12 protein-coding genes are annotated in these 21,382 nt (G+C 63.9%); 7 read left to right on the forward strand and 5 right to left on the reverse strand.

The features are described 5' to 3' along the window. Positions 1–396: 396 nt before the first annotated feature. On the forward strand, positions 397–3,432 hold the full coding sequence (locus ACT53M_RS13465) for a TonB-dependent receptor domain-containing protein (RefSeq protein WP_476233951.1): 3,036 nt from the start codon (positions 397–399) through the stop codon (positions 3,430–3,432). A gap of 106 nt (positions 3,433–3,538) precedes the next feature. On the opposite strand, the gene ACT53M_RS13470 is transcribed toward ACT53M_RS13465, so the two are convergent. Further along, complete coding sequence (locus tag ACT53M_RS13470) at positions 3,539–4,213, reverse strand: GAF domain-containing protein (protein WP_476233952.1); 675 nt, start codon at positions 4,211–4,213, stop codon at positions 3,539–3,541. Between the two features lie 221 nt (positions 4,214–4,434). On the opposite strand from ACT53M_RS13470, the gene ACT53M_RS13475 reads away from it, so the two are divergent. The 6 genes from ACT53M_RS13475 (at position 4,435) to ACT53M_RS13500 (ending at position 14,780) form a co-directional block, all read left to right on the forward strand. Next, positions 4,435–5,529: a LacI family DNA-binding transcriptional regulator gene (locus ACT53M_RS13475; protein WP_476233953.1), complete on the forward strand. Its 1,095-nt coding sequence runs from the start codon at positions 4,435–4,437 to the stop codon at positions 5,527–5,529. A 127-nt stretch (positions 5,530–5,656) separates the two neighbouring features. Continuing rightward, positions 5,657–8,530 carry a TonB-dependent receptor gene (locus ACT53M_RS13480; RefSeq protein ID WP_476233955.1) on the forward strand — a complete coding sequence of 958 codons (2,874 nt, stop codon included), beginning with the start codon at positions 5,657–5,659 and terminating at the stop codon, positions 8,528–8,530. A gap of 126 nt (positions 8,531–8,656) precedes the next feature. Continuing rightward, positions 8,657–10,585, forward strand: coding sequence for a glycoside hydrolase family 3 protein (locus tag ACT53M_RS13485; protein ID WP_476233957.1), 1,929 nt, complete (start codon positions 8,657–8,659; stop codon positions 10,583–10,585). 23 nt (positions 10,586–10,608) lie between these two features. Continuing rightward, entirely contained in the window at positions 10,609–12,105 is a 1,497-nt protein-coding gene (locus ACT53M_RS13490; protein WP_476233958.1) for a tryptophan halogenase family protein, read from the forward strand. A gap of 21 nt (positions 12,106–12,126) precedes the next feature. Continuing rightward, positions 12,127–13,545, forward strand: coding sequence for a glycoside hydrolase family 30 protein (locus ACT53M_RS13495; protein ID WP_476233960.1), 1,419 nt, complete (start codon positions 12,127–12,129; stop codon positions 13,543–13,545). Positions 13,546–13,550: 5 nt separating this feature from the next. After that, positions 13,551–14,780, forward strand: coding sequence for an MFS transporter (locus ACT53M_RS13500; RefSeq protein WP_476233961.1), 1,230 nt, complete (start codon positions 13,551–13,553; stop codon positions 14,778–14,780). A 98-nt stretch (positions 14,781–14,878) separates the two neighbouring features. Here the strand turns inward: ACT53M_RS13500 and ACT53M_RS13505 are convergent, their stop codons facing one another. The 4 genes from ACT53M_RS13505 to kduI form a co-directional block, all read right to left on the reverse strand. Next, positions 14,879–17,812 carry a TonB-dependent receptor gene (locus tag ACT53M_RS13505; RefSeq protein ID WP_476233962.1) on the reverse strand — a complete coding sequence of 978 codons (2,934 nt, stop codon included), beginning with the start codon at positions 17,810–17,812 and terminating at the stop codon, positions 14,879–14,881. Between the two features lie 201 nt (positions 17,813–18,013). Next, entirely contained in the window at positions 18,014–19,615 is a 1,602-nt protein-coding gene (locus ACT53M_RS13510; protein ID WP_476233963.1) for a carboxylesterase/lipase family protein, read from the reverse strand. Further along, positions 19,612–20,370: a 2-dehydro-3-deoxy-D-gluconate 5-dehydrogenase KduD gene (gene kduD, locus ACT53M_RS13515; RefSeq protein WP_476234169.1), complete on the reverse strand. Its 759-nt coding sequence runs from the start codon at positions 20,368–20,370 to the stop codon at positions 19,612–19,614. Before kduD ends, ACT53M_RS13510 begins: the two co-directional genes overlap by 4 nt. Beyond that, positions 20,370–21,212 carry a 5-dehydro-4-deoxy-D-glucuronate isomerase gene (kduI, locus tag ACT53M_RS13520; RefSeq protein WP_476233965.1) on the reverse strand — a complete coding sequence of 281 codons (843 nt, stop codon included), beginning with the start codon at positions 21,210–21,212 and terminating at the stop codon, positions 20,370–20,372. The genes kduD and kduI overlap by 1 nt, the downstream gene beginning before the upstream one ends. Positions 21,213–21,382: the final 170 nt, after the last annotated feature.

A 21,382-nucleotide genomic window follows, 5' to 3' on the forward strand; every position in this document is an offset into this window, starting at 1 on the left:
TCGAAATCTTTGCCCTTCATCTTCGCACGACACATCGAACAGCCCCACCTGCAGTGGCTCTTGATGAAAAATAGGTTGAACATGCACACTAATTCTTAAATATATTTAAAAATCTCTTAATTCACATTTCAATAACTAAATATGATCACCAATGAATCAAACCAGTAAATGAAATACAATTCATCGCATAAAAAAAGTAATTATTTCAATTTGTTTCTAGATCGTGTCAGAAACTGTCTCGAAAATGCAACGGTTTCGAGCAAGAATCATTCACAATCTGATTTTTGATTGGACACCAACCGATCGGAATTTGATCCTGACGCCAGCAAATCAAAGAAAGGCGCCCGGATGTTACCCAATTGTCGCACACTCCTAGTGGCCAGCTCCGCTCTCGCGATGGCGTTCGTTGCCATTGCGCCTGCCAGCGCACAGGATCGCCCCGCCAATAGCGCGGGGCAGGATGATACTTCCGCACCAACCACCAACACCGCCGCGTCCGGCGTTCAGGGTGCGCAGGACGAAGTCATCGTTACCGGAACCCGCACGGGAAAGAAGGTGGCAGACCAGCCCGTCGTCGCAATCACCGGCGACAGCATCGCCAAGCAGGGTTTCACGCAGATCAGCCAGGCGCTGACCAACATGCCGCAGTTCGGTATACCAGCTAACAGCACGATCGGCGGCCAGAGCAGCTTTAGCGCCGGCCAATCGTTCAGTAACCTCTACAATCTCGGCTCCCAGCGCACCCTGACGCTGGTCAACGGCTCACGCTTTATATCCGGCGCGACCTCCAGCGTGTTCGGCGCCTCGGTGGGCACCCCGGTCGACCTCGGCCAGATTGCGCCGGCGCTGGTCGATCGCATCGACGTCGTCTCGGTCGGCGGCGCGCCGATCTATGGTTCCGATGCGATTGCGGGCACAGTCAACGTCATCCTGAAGAAGAATTTCGAGGGGCTTGACGTCACGGGCAGCAACGGCATCTCCGCAAAGGGCGACGGCGCGGACAGCAACGTGTCGGTGCTGGTCGGCAAGAACTTCGGCGACGGGCGCGGCAACATCACGCTCAACGCCTATTATGACCACCAGGACGGCATGCTCACCGCCTCGCGGTTCGTGACCGGCGCCGATGCGCCGTTCCTCGGCAAGACCACCAGTCAGACGGGGCCCCAAAACATTGCCTATTTCGGCGGCGATCGTTTCTCCGTGGTCACCAACACGGGCCTTCCGACCGCCATCGACAACGTCCCGTTCAACCGCCTTTCCGCAGGCGGGCCGGCGGACCCGATTTTCGGTGCACCGTACCAAGCAATCACCAATGCAGCCGGCCAGGCGCTTGTGTTCAACAAGGCGGGGCAGCTCGTTCCGTTCCAGCACGGCACGCCAGTGGGAAGCTTTACCGACGAGGCCGGCGGTGACGGGTTCCGGATCGGCGACTTTGGTAATTTGCTGACCAAGAGCGAACGCATCCAGGGCGTCTTGATGGGGCATTATGATTTCAGCGATCATATCCGCTTCCACGCGGAAGCCTGGGCCAGCCGCAATACCGCGAGCAACACTGCGTCCCAGCCCCTGTACAACACCGCACTTTTCTCGGGCCCCGGGGGCGCCGGACTGCCCTATGCCAACTACGCGATCTCTTCCAGCAACCCGTTCCTGAGCCCCGCCGACCAGGCGACGATCCAGGCTTCGCTGGCGGCGGCGGGACAGCCGACCAACCAGTTCTATCTCGCCCGTGCGAACACCGACCTGTTTAACGGCGGCTTCACCACCCAATCCTCGCTGGCGCGCGGCGTCGCCGGCCTAGATGGCGACTTCTCGCTGGGCACGCACAAATTCACCTGGGAAGGCACTGTCACCTACGGGCAGGTCAACACGACTTCGAGCCAGCCAGGCCTGGTCTGGCAGAACATCCAGAACGCGCTGAACGCGGTGGTCGGCCCGAACGGCCAGATCACGTGCGCGCCCGGCTATACCAACGCCCCCATCGCGACGCTCAGCAGCACGTGCGCGCCGCTCAACCTCTTCGGCACGGGCAATGTCAGCCAGGCGGCACTGAATTACATCAACGCACCGGCCATCAGCCGCCAGGTCAACAAGCAGTTCGACGCAGTGGTCGACATCAAGGGCTCGTTGGCACATCTGCCGGCGGGTGACCTGAACGCAGTGATCGGCGGCGAAATCCGCCGGGAGAGCCAGGCCTTCAATGCCGGCACCTTCTTCTCGGGCCCCTATAGCCAATATGCGGTGATCGCGCCGGTCAGCGGTTCCTATTACACGCATGAAGGCTTCACCGAAGTTACCCTGCCGGTGCTCTCGCCCGACATGCACATTCCGCTGTTGCGAGAGCTCACGCTGAACGGTGCGGCACGCTATACCGACAACTCGCTGAACGGTGGCTTCTGGTCCTATACCGGCGGTGGCAACTGGTCGCCTGTCAAGGGTCTGACGCTTCGCGGTAACTTCACGCGGTCGTTCCGTGCGCCGTCGGTGACCGAAGCCTTCGCGCCTGTCGCAACGGTGTTCGAATCGGGTAACGATCCTTGCGATTCGCTGTTCATCAACGGCGGCTCAAACCCCGCAACCCGCGCAAAGAACTGCGCGGCGGCAGGTGTTCCCGCCGGCTTCACCTCGGCGATCTCCAATGCGACCGTCCAGGGACTGGGCGGTGGCAACCCCAAGCTGAACAACGAGATCGCAAATAGCTGGACGGTCGGCGGAACCTATGCGGCGCCGTTCCTGCCCGGCTTCGTACTGACGGCCGACTATATCCACATCGACATCAAAAACGAGATCGTCCAGCCGGGCATCCAGAGCATCATGCAGGCCTGCTATGACTCGGCGAGCTATCCGAATTCGCCCTTCTGCTCCCAGTTCACGCGCGACCCGACGACCCACCAGATCACCAGCTTCACCGACACCTACCTGAACATTGCGTCTCAGAACTACCGTGCCGCGCAGCTCTCGGCACAATATGCCCTGCGGCTCAGCAGCCTCGGCCTTCCCGACAGCGCCGGTGTCCTGAACCTGAGCTCCAACTATCTGCACGAGTTCAAAAACCAGTCGGTGGTCGGCACCGGCAGCTTGCAATATGCCCATGATGCGATCGGCGAACCGGCGGACGCGGTGACGTCGACGATCGACTGGCAGACCAAGCGCTTCGACTGGTCCTGGACGGTCATCTATGACGGCCCGACCAAGGTGAACCCCAACAACCCGGCGAGCAACTATCAATATTACAATGTCTCGCCCTACTGGATGGTCAACACCTCTGCCGGCCTGATGGTCAACGACCATTTCCGGTTGCGGGCGATCGTCAACAACCCGTTCAACATGGGCGTGACCTATGCCGGACCGGTTCCCGAGTTCAGCACGAACAAGGAATTCGACGCGGTATTCGGGCGTAGCTATCGCATCACCGCAGAGGTGACGTTCTAAAGCGCGCTTCACAAGCGAGGATGGCCGGCAGCGCCGCGAAAGCTGCCGGCCATTAGCGCTTGTGGCGCAGAATAGGCTTACTGAGAATGCGTATCGCTGTGGCTGCTCAGCGATACGCACCCTCTGCAGCAGATTCCGATTGCCAGTCGGGCGCCAGCCTCGCCTCAAGGCGGCGGAGTTCCTGGTCGAGCAGTTCCACCGTCGTTTCATCCTCATTAGCGATTGCGAGGCGGATACGGTTGGAAAGCTCTGCGATGGCATATTGCGCGTGCGCCAGCGCGTTGGACTCCCGATCGATGACCGCCGAAGCGTTGCAGGCAAGAGAAGCCAGCAGCTCAAGCGAGGGCGCGTCTACCGTCCGTGGCTTCTGGTCCAACAGACATAACGTGCCCAGCGCGAAGCCATCCCCCGTAACCAGGGGCGCCGCATAATAGGCGCGCACGTTCATTTCGATCACCGCTGGCGCAAATTTGAATCGAGGCTCGCGCCAGGCATCCGCCACGCACAAGGGCGCAAAGCCGGGTACCTGGATAGCCGCGTCGCAAAAGCTGTCAGGCCGCGCGAACTCGCGTGGATCAAAGCCATAGGCGACCGCAAGCCACAGCCTGGACCGGTCGACAATGGACACGGCGGCGAAAGGGAAACCCATCGATGAAGCGGCTATTTCGACGATCTCAGAGAGCTCGGCATCGCCCCGCATGCCAAAAACGCCGCTCGTCAGCACCCGGATTTGACGACGAACCTCGGCCAATGTGTGTTCGTCGTTTGCGAGTTGGCTCATGCTACATGCCCTGAATTAGAAAAATCATAGTTTAGTCTTTCATTGCAACGCAACCTCAATGCAGCCCCGCTTTGCGCCTGCCCGCACATTCCTGAACTCCGGTTATCTTTATCCGATCGGCGCGGCGTCTGGCGCAATCAGCCAGTCGCCATATGCAGCAGAAGACCGAGCGGTCGGAGCTTGTCGTTCCACCCCCGCTTGTGCCAACGCTTGCGCAGATCATGACGCAGCATTCCCCCCCCGGTCCGCGCGACTATCGGTTTCCCGAACCTGCAACTGCCCGCGCGACCATCGACGATGTCGCGGCACTCGCCGGCGTCGGCAGGGCAACTGCGTCCCGCGCGCTGAACGGACAGGCGAATGTCAGTCCCGCCGTTCGCGCGCGAGTGATGGATGCGGCCCAGCGCCTCGATTATCGCGCGAACCCGCTGGCGCGAAACCTCGCCAGCCGGACGAGCAATGTCCTGACCCTCGTCAACTGCATCGCGCTCGATTCTGCGCCCAATTCCTATTATTTCTCGGCCCTCGAACTCGGCGCACTGCGCGCCGCGGCGGCCGCAGGGTTCGAGCTTTCGACCGTCAATGTGCAGGCAGAGGATGACCGGCGCGGCGATAAGGTCATCGAGCTGTTCCTGTCGCGGCGCAGCGCCGGCATCGTGCTGGCACCGCCGCTGTCTGACGATCTGCAGCTGGCGGATCGGCTGATCGAACATCGCTGCCCCGTCGTGTGCATCTCCCCCAGCGACGCGGTGTGCGCCCTGCTCCCCAGCGTCGGCTTCGACGAAGAGGCGGCGGGCTTCGAAATAACCCGCCATGCGATCCAGGCGGGACATCGCCGCTTCGGCTATCTTCTCGGCATTGCCGGCCATCTTGCCGCCGAAGCGCGGTTTGCGGGATTTCAGCGCGCACTTGTCGAAGCTGGCATCGCACCCGACAGCGTCACGCCGCTGCGCGGGGATTTCAGCTTCCGCTCGGGCGCCGAACTGGCGCAAGCGCTGCTGGAAGGCGCGAACCGCCCCACCGCGCTGGTGTGTGCCAATGACGACATGGCCGTGGGCGCGATGTTCGCCGCGCATCGCATGGGCCTGTCACTCCCCGGTGAATTGTCCGTCCTCGGGTTTGACGACGCTTCGGTTGCCGCGTGCGTATGGCCGCCGCTTACCACCATCCACCAGCCAATCCGCCGGATGGCCGCACGCGCGGTCGAGCGGCTGGCCGAAGCGCTTCGTCGCGGCAGCGGCCAGGTGGAGCCCGGCCACGACCTGATCGAACACCATCTGGTGCTCCGGGAATCGGTTGCCTCGCCGGCAGCCTGATCCGCGAGAAGACCCTTCGCTGCCATTGCCGATTGACAAACACCCCCTCCGCGGCGTACCGACTGGAAGCGCTTCCAGTCGTGAGCACCAAAAAAGGCACCTTGTGCCGGGGACAGGAGAGGGGAACATGATGGCGGATCGTCGCCGGGCGCGAGGCGCGCGCCGCACCAAACAGAATCTGGGGCTTGGCATATCCACGCTGGCGCTGGCCGCCGCGATACCGGGCGAGGCGTGGGCACAGACAGCGCCGGGTGATACCGCGCCCGCAACGCAGGACGAGCAAGGGCAGGAAGTCGTCGTCGTCGGCCTGCGCGCCGGCCTGCAGAACGCCATCAACATCAAGCGGCAGGAAACCTCGATCGTAGAGGCGGTGTCGGCCGAGGACATCGGCAAGCTGCCCGACGTGTCGATCGCCGAATCGATCGCCCGCCTGCCCGGCCTCGCCGCGCAGCGCGTCAACGGTCGCGCGCAGGTGATTTCGATTCGCGGCCTTGCGCCCGACTTCACCACCACCCTGCTCAACGGCCGGCCGCAGGCGAGCTCGGGCGACAACCGCGCAGTCGAGTTCGACCAATATCCGTCCGAACTGCTGTCCAGCGTCGTTATCTACAAGACGCCTGACGCTGCCGTCTCTGGCATGGGCCTGTCCGGCACCGCGGACCTGCGCACGGTGCGGCCGCTGGCGTTCGGCAAGCGCGCCGTAGCGCTCAACCTGCGCGGCGAACTGACCGAAGGCAGCAAGGCGAACGCCGATCTCCGCAACTGGGGCTTCCGCGGCAGCGCCAGCTATATCGACCAGTTCGCCAATGGCACGCTCGGCATTGCGCTGGGCTATGCCCATCTCGATTCACCGTCGAAGAACCAGCATTTCAAGGCCTATGGCTACGACACGTTCGGCAGCGTCAGCCCGACGACGGTACAGCCGGCCTCTGCCGCCAACGCCCTGATCCTCAATGGCCAGGAAGTCTTCGCCACCTCGCGTCTGAACCGGCGCGACGCCGGCATCGCCATCGTCGAATGGCAACCGAGCGAGAATGTCCATTCCACGCTCGACCTCTATTATTCCAAGTTTCACCAGCAGGAGACGACCCGCGGCGCGCAGTGGTTCTCGAACGGCTGGGCAGACAATGCGACCTTTACCGGCGTACAGACCGACACGCGCGGCGGTTCCCTGTTCGCGGCGAGCGGCACCGTCAACAATGCCGTCCCGATCATCCGCAACGACCTGAACAAGCGCGACGACGAGATTTTCTCGGCCGGCTGGAACAATGCGTTCAAGCTGGATGATCGCACCAACTTCGTCGCCGATCTTTCCTATTCCAACAACAAGCGCAACGAGCAGATCCTGGAGACCTATGCCGGCTATGGCCTGGGCACGGGCGGCGTCACCTCGGCCACGCCGGACGTCGGGCGCACTTATGACAAGATCAGCTTCAGCGTGCCGGACGATGGCTATCCCACCTATGGCGCCGGGCTGAACTATGCCGATGCGTCGAAGGTGTCGCTTGGCGACCGTGCGCCTTGGGGCGGCTGGGCCCATGACGGCGCGATCCGTTTCCCGAAGGTGAAGGAAAGCATCTACGCGATCGACCTGAAGCTCGACCACAGCTTCGACGGTTTCCTGACCAAGCTCAGCGCCGGCGTGAACTTCACGCACCGCGAAAAGAGCAAGCGCGTCGGCGATTACGACCTGTTCCTGAAGAACGGACGCCAGCAGGTGCTGGTCGACCCGCAATATCTGGTCTCGCCCACGTCGCTGGGCTTTGCCGGACTGGGCAATGTGCTGAGCGTCGATCTCGACCGCGCGCTCGACGTATATTACCAGCGCGCGCCGATCCTCGACGCCAATTATTTCGACAAGAACTGGGACATCACCGAAGAGCTGCTGACCGGCTTCGTCCGCGCTGATTTCAAGATCGGGCCGGTGCGCGGCAATGCCGGTGTGCAGGTGGTGCAGCAACAGCAGGAATCGACCGGCGTCGTCATCAACGGGCTGGAACCCGGCAAGCCGATCACGCCGGTGATGCGCCGGGCGGGCGCGACCTATACCGACGTGCTGCCCAGCCTGAACCTGATCTGGGAACTGGGCGGCGGACACCGCCTGCGCTTCGCGGCTTCCAAGACCATGGCGCGGCCGCGCATGGACGAAATGCGGGCCAACGTTACGCCCAGCTTCAACGCGCTGGTCTGCTCCAGCGGGCCGGGCTGCGCGCCGGGGCAGACGGTGAATCCCTGGTCGGCATCGGGCGGCAACCCCAATCTGAAGCCGTGGCGGGCCGATGCGCTGGACGTTGCCTATGAATGGTATGTCGACAAGACGACCTATTTCTCGATCGCCGGCTTCTACAAGAAGCTGCACACCTACATCTACCAGCGCACCGACCTGTTCAATTTCTCCGGCATCCCGCTGCCCAGCACCGCAACGTCGATCCCGCCGGGCGTGATTGTCAGCCCGATCGGGCAGATCACCCTGCCCGCCAACGGCAATGGCGGGACGATCAAGGGCGTGGAATTCAGCGGCGCCTTCGATTTCGGAACGGTGGTGCGGCCGCTACGCGGGCTGGGCCTGATCGGCAGCCTGTCGCTGACCGAATCCGACCTAAATCCGGCGGACAATGGCCAGGAGGTTCGCATCCCGGGCCTGTCGGGCACCATCTACAACCTGACCGCCTATTACGAGAATGGCGGCTTCCAGGCGCGGATCAGCCAGCGGTACCGCTCCGCGTTCAAGGGCGAAGTCGTGCAGTTGTTCGCGACGCGCGGCTATACCGAGATCCTGGCCGACAAGCAGGTGGACGCACAGATCGGCTATACCTTCGACAAGGGCACGCTGAACGGGCTGGGCGTGTTGTTCCAGGTGAACAACCTGACCAACTCGCCCTATCGCACGCGGCTGGGCATGGATTCGGGCGGTACGCACACGTCCAGCGGCGGCACCGTGCTGGAAACCTATGAAAAATACGGGCGGCAGTTCCTGCTCGGCTTCAACTACCGGTTCTGAGGCACCCTGAGTCCCCAACCCCTTGCCCGAACCGGCATTTGGGGGAGCGCTGGCAAATCCAGCCCGCCTCCCCCCTTTTTCTTCCCAAACAGACCGGCACCGCGCCGGCATGCAAGTGAGGCCAGGATGCGGTTGCGAACCCTGCTGACAGTTTTTCCCCTGATCGCAGGCTGTACGGCTGCGGCCCCCTTCCCGAAACACCCGGCGCCGGCGCTGCACGCACCCCGCACGGCCGACGCGGCGCTCGAAAAGCGTATTGCCACCATTCTGGCGGGCATGACGCTGGAACAGAAGATCGGGCAGATGACCCAGCCCGACATCCGTTACATCACGCCGGACGAGGTGCGGCGCTATTATATCGGATCGGTCCTGAACGGCGGCGGCGCCTGGCCCGGTGATCGCAAGGATGCCGCGCTAACCGCCTGGACGGCGCTTTCGGATGCCTATTACCGCGCCTCGATGACCACCGACATGGCGGTGCAGATCCCGGTAATCTGGGGAACCGATGCGGTGCATGGGCACGGCAATGTCGCCGGTGCGACGCTGTTTCCCCACAATATCGGCCTGGGTGCGGCGCACGACACCGCGCTCGTCGAGCGGATTGGCCACGCAACCGCAAGGCAGGTCCGCGCCACCGGCATCACCTGGGTATTCGCGCCGACGCTGGCGGTGGGCGAGAACCGCCGCTGGGGCCGAAGCTATGAAAGCTATTCGAGCGATCCGGCGATCGTCGCGGCCTATGCCCGTGCAATGGTCAAGGGCCTGCAGGGCAGCCTGAAAGGCGATGGCGACGTGATCGCCACGGCCAAGCACTTCCTGGGCGATGGCGGCACCTTTCAGGGCGTCGACCAGGGCGAGAGCCGCGCCACCCGCGAGCACATGATGCGCGTGCATGCCGCCGGCTATACCCCGGCCATCGCTGCGGACGTGCAGACGGTGATGGCCTCGTACAACAGCTGGAACGACGTTGCCGCCGGCAAGGACTATGGCAAGATGCACGGCAGCCGCCCGTTGCTGACCGAAATGCTGAAGGAACAGCTGGGCTTTGACGGGTTCGTCGTGTCTGACTGGAACGGTATCGAACAGGTACCCGGCTGTGCCAAGGATCATTGCCCGCAGGCGATCAACGCCGGCATCGACATGGTGATGGTGCCGCAGGACTGGAAAGCCTTTATCGCCAATACTGTAGCCGACGTGTGCGCCGGGCGGATCGCGCAGGCGCGGATCGACGATGCGGTTACGCGGATTCTGCGCGTCAAACTGCGTTCCGGCCTGTTCGATCATGCCCCCACGGCCAGCCGGTTCAGCGGCAATGCCGCCGCGCTCGACGCGCGCGACCTTGCGCGTGCGGCGGTGCGCAAGTCGGTCGTGCTGCTGAAGAACAACGGCGCCCTGCCGCTTGCGCGGGGCAAGCATGTGCTGGTGGTCGGCGCCAGCGCCGACAGCCTTGCAAACCAGAGCGGCGGCTGGTCGCTGACCTGGCAAGGGACCGAGAACAGCAACGCCGATTTCCGCGGCGGCACCACCTTGCTGGCGGCGCTGCGCCAGGCGCTGGGCGACGCCAACGTAACCTATGTCGCCGATGGTCGGGACGTAGACGTCAAGCGGTTCGACGCGGTCGTCGCGGTGCTGGGGGAGAGCCCTTATGCAGAATATAAGGGCGATGTCCGTTTTCCGGCTCCCGTCGGCCACAGCGCCCGCTATCCGGCCGACCTCGCCGCACTGCAGACCGTCTCCGGCAAGGGTGTGCCGGTGGTTTCGGTGCTCTATTCGGGCCGCCCCGCATATGCCAACGACCTGATCAATCTGTCCGACGCTTTTGTCGCAGCCTTCCTGCCCGGCACCGAAGGCGAAGGTCTGGCCGATCTGCTCGTAGGCGGCCGCTATGACTTTTCCGGCACCTTGTCCTTTGCCTGGCCGGGGTCCGCCTGCTCGACCGGCGAGGGACCGGGGCAGATCGTCCAGTTCGCCCGCGGCTATGGTCTGCGCTATGCCCATCCGAAGCGAACTGCTCCCCTTCCCTTGCCAGACACGCCTGCGACCTGCGAACGATAAAGCCGGGAGAGGACGGCAAAATCATGCAGCAGCTAAAGCGTATCCTGATCGTCGGCGGCGGATCGGCCGGGTGGATGACCGCTGCCCTGCTCGGCACATTGTTCCAGGGCCTGTACGAGATCGTGCTGATCGAATCGGACGAGATCGGCACGGTTGGGGTCGGCGAAGCGACGATCCCGGCGATCAAGAAATACAATGAACTGATCGGGCTGGACGAGAACGACTTTCTCCGCCGGACGCAGGGCACCTTCAAGCTGGGCATCCAGTTCACCGACTGGCTGCGACTGGGGGAAAGCTATATCCACGGCTTCGGCGTGATCGGGCAGGATCTCGGCTGGCTGCGCTGCCACCAATATTGGCTGAAGGCCCGGGCGCAGGGCCGCGCCGCCGATTTCGCCCGCTATTCGATCAACACGGCGGCGGCCCTCGCCAACCGGTTCATGCGCGCCGATCCGCGCATGGCGGAATCGCCTATCGGGCATATCGCCCATGCCTTCCACTTCGACGCCAGCCTTTATGCCCGCTATTTGCGGGAGATCGCCGAACGCCACGGTGTCCGCCGCCATGAAGGCAAGGTGACCCGGGTTGCATTGCGTAGCGACAACGGCTTCATCGAATCCGTGACGCTGGAGGACGGCACGATCGTCGCGGCTGACCTGTTCCTCGACTGTTCGGGCTTTCGCGGGCTGCTGATCGAACAGGCATTACAGACCGGCTATGACGACTGGACGCACTGGCTGCCATGCGATCGCGCCATCGCCGTGCCGTGCGTGCGCACGGAACCGCTGCTGCCCTATACCCGCGCCACGGCACGCACCGCCGGTTGGCAATGGCGCATACCGCTGCAGCATCGGACCGGCAACGGGCATGTCTATGCCAGCGGCTGGATCGACGATGCCGAAGCGGAACGGATGCTGCTCGCCAATCTCGACGGCGCTCCGCTGGCCGAGCCGAACCGCATCCGCTTCACCACCGGCAAGCGGCGCAAGGTCTGGAACCGCAACTGCGTGGCGATCGGGCTGGCGGCGGGATTTCTCGAACCGCTGGAATCGACCAGCCTGCATCTGATCCAGTCCTCGATCATCCGGCTGGTGAAGCTGCTCCCCGATGCCGGCTTCGATCCCGCCACCATCGCCGAATTCAACCGCCAGACCGACTTCGAATATGAGCGGGTCCGCGACTTCATCATCCTGCACTACAAGGCCACCGAGCGCGACGATACGCCATTCTGGCGTCATTGCCGGGCGATGCCGGTGCCGGACACGCTGCAGCACAAGATCGACTTGTTCGCGGCCAATGGCCGCGTCTTCCGCGAGGACGAGGAACTGTTCACCGAGGAGAGCTGGATCCAGGTGTTCCTGGGCCAGGGCGTGATTCCGCGCACGCACGACCCGCTGGTCGACATCCGCAGCGATGCGGAAATCGCCGGTTTTCTCGGCAACATCGAAACGGTGATCGAAAAATGCGTCGCCGTGATGCCCGACCATTCGGCTTTCGTGGCGAAGTACTGCGCCGCCTGAGCCCGAGCGAGGAATGAAGTGATGCGCATCCTGCTGGCGCTCAGCGCCCTTACCCTGAGTGTAGCGACCCCTGCGGCGGCGCGCCCGGCAGCGGACCGGGTGGAGCTGTGGCTCACGCGGGTGGACCAGTCGGCGCTGCTCGCCCGTCAGCCAAAGCTGCGGTTCGAGACTGCGACGGCGCGCGGCAGCCGCATCACAGTCGATCCCCGCCGGCGCTATCAGCGCATGGTCGGCTTCGGCGCCGCGATTACCGATGCCTCCGCCTGGCTGATCCAGCACCGATTGAACGACGCTCAGCGCAGCGCGCTGATGCACGAACTGTTCGGACCCGCGCCGGGCATCGGGCTGGGGTTCACGCGCGTGACGATCGGCGCATCGGACTTTTCGCAGCGCCACTATAGCTATGACGATGTGCCAGCAGGCGAGCGTGACCCCTCACTGGCCCATTTCTCGATCGCACCCGCAGAAGCCGATGTGCTGCCGACCATCGCGGCCGCGCGGGCCATCAATCCGCGACTGGCGCTGATGCTTTCACCCTGGAGCGCGCCCGCCTGGATGAAGACCAGCGCTTCGCTGATCAAAGGCACGCTGCGCGAAGATGCCTATGCGCCCTTCGCCACCTATTTGCGGCGCACCGTGGAAGGCTTCGCTGCCCGTGTCGGCAGGATTGATTATCTGAGCATCCAGAACGAGCCCGATTTCGAGCCCGGCGACTATCCCGGCATGCGGCTTAGCGCAACGCAACGCGCGCGGATTATCCGCGATCATGTCGGACCGGAATTTGCCCGGGCGGGGCTCAAGACCAAAATCCTCGACTGGGATCATAATTGGGACAAGCCCGAACACCCGCTGGGCGTGCTCGCCGACCCCGCCGCCGCCCGGTACGTCGCGGGGATCGCCTGGCATTGCTATGCCGGCAATGTCGCCGCCCAGAGCAAGGTGCACGACCGCTTTCCCGACAAGGACGTGTTCATGACGGAGTGCGCGGGCGGCGAATGGTCGAAAGCGTGGCCCGACAGCTGGACCTGGACGGTACGGACGCTGGTGATCGGCGCCACGCGCAACTGGGCGCGCGGTACAGTGCTTTGGAACCTGGCGCTCGACGAGAACCACGGCCCGCATCTGGGCGGCTGCAGCGATTGCCGCGGCGTGGTTACGATCGACAGCCATAGCGGTGCGGTGACGCGCAACCCCGAATATTATGCGCTGGGCCACGCCTCCCGCTTCGTCGCGCCGGGCGCGTGGCGGATCGCCTCGACCAGCGAGAAGGACCAGATCGAGACCGTCGCCTGGCTGAATCCGGACGGCAGCCGCGTGCTGCTCGCCTTCAATGCCGCTGCTGCGGATCGAACGATGATCGTTGCCGCCGATGGCCGCCAGTTTCGCTATCATCTGCCCGCCGGCGCCGCCGCAACGTTCCGCTGGCGACCGCACGCTTGAGACCGGTGACGCGCCACCGCCCGCGTTTTGCCTTCGCATGCGTGGTGGCGATGTTCTTTGGCTGGGGATTTGTTTCCGCCAATAACGACCCGCTGGTCGCCGCGGTGCAGCGCGTATTCGGTCTTGGGTATACGGCTGCACTCACGACGCAGCTCGCCTCCTTCGCGGCGTTTACGGTGGTGTCGCTGCCAGCGGCGCGACTGCTTGCCCGATTTGGGCCGATCCGCACGATGCAGGTCGCGCTGGCGCTGATGATCGCGGGATGTCTGGCGATGCAGTTGGGCCGCTGTATCACCGCGTTCGCGCTGGTGCTCGCCGCAATCTTCGTCGTCGCCGGCGGTGTGACGGTGTTGCAGGTCGCAGCCAATCCGCTCGCGGCTGCATTGGGGTCGCCCGCCCGCAGCCATTTCCGTCTGACCCTTGCCCACGCCTTCAACGCGCTGGGGGTGGTTTGCGGCGTCCATTTCGGCGCACGGGTCGTCCTGGCCGGCGCGGCTTTCGGGCGGGATGCCATTGCCAGTCCTGCCGTCGGCATGGCTGCGATCGGCCAAGCCTATCTGCTGATCGCGGCGATACTGGCCGTGCTGTTGCTGCTGCCTGGCCTTGCCGCGCCTTCCGTGTCCATCCCCCCCTCCGCTGCGACATCCGCCCCGCGCCTGGCCGCGCTGCGCTCCCGCTGGGCGATCCGCGGCGCGATCGGAATCGCTGCTTATGTCGGTGCGGAAGTGTCGATCGGCAGCACGCTGATCCTGTTCCTGGCCCAGCCGCAGGGCATGGGACTGTCGCTGGCCGCGGCTGCCGCCATGGTCGCCAACTTCTACTGGGGCGGCGCACTGGTAGGACGATTTGTGGGCAGCGCCCTGCTGCGTTTACTACCCGCCGGCCGGCTGCTGGGTACCGCCGGCGTCGCCGCTGCCGCGCTCTGTGCGATTGCACTGGCAACGCCGGGACAGATTGCCGGCCCGTGTCTCCTGGCGGTGGGACTTTGCAATGCCATCATGTTCCCGACGATCTTCAGCCTTACCCTCGAACGATCGCCGGTGCCGCCGGCGACCATATCCGGCCTGCTGAACTTCGCCATCGGAGGCGGCGCTGTCTTGCCACTGATGACCGGCAGTATCGCCGATCATACCGGCCTCGCATTCGCCTTTGCTGTTCCCCTGCTTGCCTATCTCTATATCGCCTGGTTCGGCTTTGCCCGGGTGGACCGGACATCCCCGGCACCTGAAGAGTAAAGCCCTGCGCCGGACCGATCGAAAAGCCGCGGGGCAGCGGAGATCACCCGATCAGGCAATCTCCGTGCGAGGCCGCCCCGCGCCACCGGCCCCCGACCTCAGAGCTTGAAGCGCGCGCCCACCACGATGGTGCGGCCGGTGTGATAATATTCGTAGTTCCGCTGTGCGGCGGCATCCGTGAAATGATAGGTATAGCGGTCGAGCAGATTGACGCCGTCGACCGACAATTCCAGCCGCTTGGTCACCTGCAGCCGCAGCGCCGCGTCCAGGCTGGAATAAGGCGCAAAGCCCTCGAAGATGTTGCCGGTGGCGCTGTTCTGATCGTTATATTGCGACCGGTAGCTATAGCTGACGCGTGCCTGCACCGGCCCCTGCTCGTAATAGAGCGTGGCGTTATAGGTGCGCTTCGACAGGCCGAAGAAGGTCGACGAATAGGACGGGATCGTCGTCAGCGTCACGCCGCCGCTGTTGGTGATCGTCGTCGCCGGCCCGCTGACGCTGTAGTTCGCGCTGGAAGTGGTCAGCGTTGCGTTCAGAATCGTGCCGAAGTTCGACAGGAACCCCGGCAGGAAGCGGAACGGTGCCTGCAGCCCGAGCTCGACGCCCTGCAACGTCGCACCTGCGCCGTTGCCGATGGTGCTGATGGTCCAGGGCTGCCCCTCCGGATTCTGCGCAGCGGGCGACCCCGGCGACAGGATCGACGTTGGCAGGCCGGTCGAGGCGAAGGTGCCGGTCGTCACCGTCGAAACCGGGAAGCTCGCGACATCCTTATGGAAATAGGCGACTGACAGGAGCGAGCCGCGGGCGAAATACCATTCGAACGCCGCATCCAGGTTGGTCGCCCGGTAGGGATTGAGGAACGGATTGCCGAAGCTGATCTTGTAGTTGAAGCTGTCCACCGACCCGCCCGGCGTGAGGTTGCCGAGCGACGGCCGCGTCATCACCTTGGCTGCGGCAAAGCGCAGCACGATGTCACGGTGCGGGAACAGGTTGAGGTTCGCCGACGGCAGCCAGTCATTATAGCCGCGCTGTACCGTCGCAGGCACGACATTGCCGCTCACCGTCTGCAGGCCCGTCGAGCTCTGCTGCGTATGGGCATAGCGCACGCCGCCGGCAAAGGCATAGCGCAGCCCCAGCAATTCGGATTTCGCATCGAACTGCAGGTAAAAGCCGCTGTCCTTTTCCGTCACCGACCGGGTGTTGCTGACATCGGGCAAGATCGGGCGGTTGTAGAGATTGGTAAAGGCCGTTCCCACGGGCAGATCGGCTACGATGAAGCTCGACGTGGTGCCAGCCGGCTGCCCGGCATTGCCGAGATTGACGGTGTCCACCATGTTCGACGTGAGCGGGAAGCCATAGACGGTTGCGGAACAGTTCAGCGTTCCCAGCACCGCATCGGGCTTGCCGTTGGTCGGGCAGACCAGCGTGTTGCGATTGCCGCCGCGGGTATCGAAGCCGAACCGCCGATAGAAGCCGCCCGTCCGCACCGTGAATTCGTCGGTCACGGCATATTCCGCGTCGAGCTTCGCCGTCTTGAACTGGTTGACGGTGCGGGTCGGCGCATCGCGGATTTCGGCGAGCTGGAAGTTCGCGGGGTTGGTGACATCGGTGCCGAAGGTCAGCGCCGGCGAACGCATGTTCGTATAGTCGTAGCTATAGTTCTGGGCGCTCTTGTTATCGATCATCAGCGTCGTGGCGAGCGGGATATCCTGCACGCTGCGCGACAGACCGCCGACCGCGGTGAGCTTCAGTTTCTCGCCGACTTCCTGCGTCAGCGTTCCGCTGATCTGATAGAAACTGTCGTTCTGGATCTGCCGGTAATTTTCCTGCCGGTCATACGCGTTGTTGAACGTGCCCTTGATCAGATTGTTATTCGAGTCATAGACCGGGTTGATAACCGCGATACTCTTCTCGTTTGAGCGGAACAGGATTTCTGCCCATTTCTCGGTGCGTTCCTCATGGTACCGCGACCAGAGCCCGTCGATTTCGAGATGGGTACGCTCACTCGGCTGCCATTCGATTGCGCCGGTAACGCCGATCCGCTCGCGATCATGGGTGATCACGCCATAACGTGGAATGCGCGGGTGGAAGGCGAGCGTCGCCTGATCGCATACTGTGGAACGAAGGTAGTTATTGCCTGCAAAGCAATTGGTCTTCGTCCCGTTCACCGTGACCGACTGAAACGCCCCCTGCGCCCAGCGCGTAGTGTTGTTGCCAAGTTCCAGGGTCTTGCCCCGCGAATAGGCGACCGAGCCGTTGATGCCGAAAGTGCCATCGGCATTGTGCCAGCCAACCAGCCCGGCCAGTCGCGGCGTCGCCTTCTTCGACAGGTCGTTATAGGAAGCCGCCGCCGAGGCGAGCAGGCTCAGCCCCGGCTTGCCGCCCAGCGGATGACCGGTGTTGAGATCGACGATCGCGCCGAGCGAGCCCTCGTCGAGCGAGGGCTCCGCGGTCTTGTGGACGACGAGCGAGCTGAACAGCTCCGATGCGAAGACGTTGAAGTCGAAACTGCGGTCGCGGTTGTTCGATCCGCCCGAACCCGCCAGCATGGAACTGGCCTGTGCCGGCAGTCCGTTTACGCGCGTGACGGTGAACTGGCCGCCCAGGCCACGCACGGTGATCTGGCGTCCTTCGCCGCCGTCGCGGGTGATGGCCACGCCTGGGATACGCTGTAGCGATTCGGCCAGGTTCTGATCGGGGAATTTGGCGACATCTTCCGCCACGATCGCATCGACCGAGCCGACCGACTGGCGCTTCAGGCTCAGCGCCTGTTCGAGCGAGCGGCGAAATCCCGTGACGATCACTTCCTGCGACGACGAATCGTCCGATTGCTGGTCCGTTGCGGCGGGTGCCTGCTGCGCCGCCTGCTGCAGAGTAGACACCGGTGTCTTTACAGGCACTGCCGGCACTTTGGGATCATCATCCGCCAGTGCCGTTCCGGAAAAGGCGAGGCCCAGCACCAGCGCGCCAGCAGACACACTCCGCTTCAGCGCCGAATGATTGCCAAGTACCACAGTCGATAGGGTATTCATCCGCAAATCCCTCTCCCTAACGCGCCCGGCCGAGCCGCAACGCAGGATGTCGCGCTGGCTGCGGCGCTCCACAGCAATGTGGGCTCGATGCCGGCGCGCAATCGTCGGTTGTTTCCGATCTGCGGCCTGTTCTGTCGCAAATAGGTAACCGGTGTCAACGCCAAATTCGCATCGGCGCGAACAGACGAGCTACTGTGTTTTTCAGGTACCGGGCTGGATATAGGGAATGCGCGCGAACAGTTCGCGCTGCCAGCGCCTTGGATCGTTTTCGACACGACTTTGCACGTCGAAAATCATCGTCGTGCGGCTGTCGAGGGTGTAGCGGAGCCAGCCCGCCGCGCCGGTCAAATCCGGATTGCCAGTGGCGGCAAAACGCACGAAGCGCGCCTGCATCGCCTCGGAGACTGCCTGCGCGTCGGGGCCAGTACCGGTCTGCGAACCCGCAGCGCCCAGCGTGCCGAATACCAGCGGAATATCGAGCGTGTGAAAGGCGCCGCGGCGCGGATCTGTACGCGACGTGAAATCGAGCTGATAGACCCAGGCAGGGGTCCCTGCCCGCGCCCGCGCCTCCGCCTCGATTACCTGCCCGCGCCAGCTCCGCCCTGCCGTCGTCGCCGCATAAAATATCTCGGTCGGCGACCAGTCAGGATAGTGGTCGCGATACTGCGCCACCACCCAATCGGGTAGCACGTCGATCCTCAATTCTGGCCCGATCCGCGCCGCCAGATTCGCCCAGTTGAGCCCGCGCACCTTCTCTGAATCGGGTGAAAGGAACCCGCGCGTCTCGTCATGCACATTGCCCAGGATCAGCGGAATCGACAGCCCCTGGGGATTGGCATCCGGCCAGAAGGGATGGCGGGTGAGCCATTTCATGTCGAGCACCGGTCCGAAATAGACCGATCCGCCCAGAATGGGATCGACCGTGTCCAGCGCCTCGACAAGTTGACGGACGGGCATATCGAGCAAGGGCTGCAGATTGCCTTCCTGCACCCCCAGCCGAGCGAGATAGGCGCGCGTGCGGGCGGTGGCGTTCATCGGGCCGGAGGCAGTGACCTGCTGGCCGCTCATCGTCGCGGCTCGGTGGAACAGGCCGTCGGCTGCCGGCATCCCCATCAGCGTCGCGATCTTTGCGCCGCCGCCCGACTGGCCGAAAACCATCACCCGCCGCGGATCGCCGCCAAAGGCCGCGATATTGTCGCGCACCCATTGCAGCGCCAGGATCAGATCGAGCTGCCCGGCATTCCCGCTATCCGCGAAGCGCGGATCGAACCGGGCGAGATACAGATAACCCAGCGCATTCAGCCGGTGGTTGATCGTCACCACCACCACATCGCCCCGTGCGGCTAGCGGTGCGCCGTCGTTGAGCGGGTCGGTCACGCTGCCGTTCGAATAGGCGCCGCCATGGATATAGACCATCACCGGCACCCCCGCACCGGCACGCGGCGCGGCGGTCCAGACATTGAGATACAGGCAGTCTTCGGCCTGCTGCCCATAAGCGCCGAGCTGCGGGCATACAGGACCAAAGGCGCGCGCCTCGCGGCGCTGCCCGGGGGTCGCGAAGGGCTGCGGCGCGCGAAAGCGATGGGCGATGCCATAGCGGATGCCGCGGAACCGGTGGACGACACCATCCCGGTCCCCCACGAAATCGCCCGCCGGTGCGCGCACAACGGCTTCACCCGAGGCAGCAACCGCATGCCCTGGCAGCGCTACAAGAGCTGCCGCGCCGCCCAGCACGGCCCGGCGATCCCAGCGATCAGCGCCGGGCGTCTCCGCGTAGCGCTCAGGCGCCCGGCCGGTCGTCACCTGGCAAGCCACCCGCCATCGACCGCAAGAATATGTCCCTGAACATAATCCGCCGCGCGGCTGGCCAGAAACACCGCCGCCCCGCCCAGATCGCTGGCATCGCCCCAGCGCGCTGCAGGAATACGGTCGAGGATCGCCTGGTTCCGCACCGGATCGGCCTGGAGCGCGGCAGTGTTGTTGGTGGCGATATAGCCCGGGGCGATCGCGTTGACGTTGATGCCCTTGCTCGCCCATTCGTTGGCCAAGAGCTTGGTCAGCCCGCCAATCCCGCTCTTCGACGCGGTATAGCTCGGCACGCGGATGCCGCCCTGGAAGGTCAGCATCGAGGCGATGTTGATGATTTTGCCGCCGGTGCCGTGCGCGATCATGTGGCGCGCCGCCGCCTGGCACAGGAAGAATACCGACTTCAGGTTGGTATCGATCACCGCGTCCCAGTCCGCCTCGGTGAAGTCCACTGCATCGGCGCGGCGTATGATGCCGGCATTGTTGACGAGGATGTCGAGTCCGCCCAGCTTCTCCACCGTCTCGTCGACGACGCGCTGGACCGGTTCGATCGACGAGAGATCGGCGGAGACGATTTCCGCGCGCCGGCCGAGCGACCGGGCCTTGGCGACGGTCTCCTCCGCCGGGGTGCGGCCGACCGCGGCGATGTCCGCCCCCGCTTCGGCCAGCGCCAGCGCGATCGCCTGGCCGATTCCGGTATTGGCACCGGTGACCACGGCCACCTTGCCGGAAAGATCGAAGGCCCCCGTCATCATGCGAGCTGGCAGATGTCGAGGACGTTCATGTCGGTATAGTCCTGGTTCTCGCCCGCCATCGCCCAGATAAAGGCATAGGCCTTGGTTCCGGCGCCCATATGGATCGACCAGGGCGGGCTGATCACCGCTTCCTCATTCTGCACCACGATATGGCGGGTTGCCTCGCCCTCGCCCATGAAGTGCATCACGCGGTCCTTCCCCAGATCGTCGAGTTCGAAATAGAAATAGATTTCGCTGCGCCGCTCATGGATGTGCGGGGGCATGGTGTTCCACACGCTGCCCGGCTTGAGCACGGTCAGCCCCATCACCAGTTGCGCGCTGTCGCACACACCGGGGATGACGAGCTGATAGATGGTGCGCTCGTTCGACTCGGCGAGCGAGCCGCGATCGAGCGCATTGGCGTCTGCGATCGACAGCTTGCGCGTGGCGAACGCTTTGTGCGCCGGGCAGGACGCGAGGTAGAAGCGGGCATCCTGTCCGGCAAAGCTGACTTCGCGCGCACCCATGGTGACGTAGAGGCAATCCTTGTTGCCCAGCGTGAAGGCTTCGCCGTCCACCGTCACCGTACCTTCGACCGCGCCGACATTCACGATCGCCAGCTCGCGCCGCTCAAGGAAAGGATGGCCGGCAGCCGATGGCGGCTCGCTCTGCGCCGGGAGCGCAACCGGCGTCGCGCCCACCGCCACCCCGCCGATCACGAACCGGTCGGCATGGGTATAGTTCAGCACGCATTCGCCTTCGCGGAACAAGTTCTGGATAAGGTAGCGGTCGCGCAACTCGTCATTGGACACGCATTCCATCATGTCGGGGTGCGTGGCGTAATAGGTACGGTCGAACATCGGGAACTCCGTGGGGTCAGGCCGTCAGTGCGGCGAAGCGGAAATCGGATTGCGTCGGACGCGGGATGCGGATCGCAGCAGAGGCAAGCGCGGCAACAGCGGTGCCCGCGTCACAGGCATGGCACTGCCGATCCGGATCAAGCCTTCCGTGCCGCTTCATCACCCTCTCT

This window comes from Sphingomonas sp. DMC6, assembly GCF_056314225.1.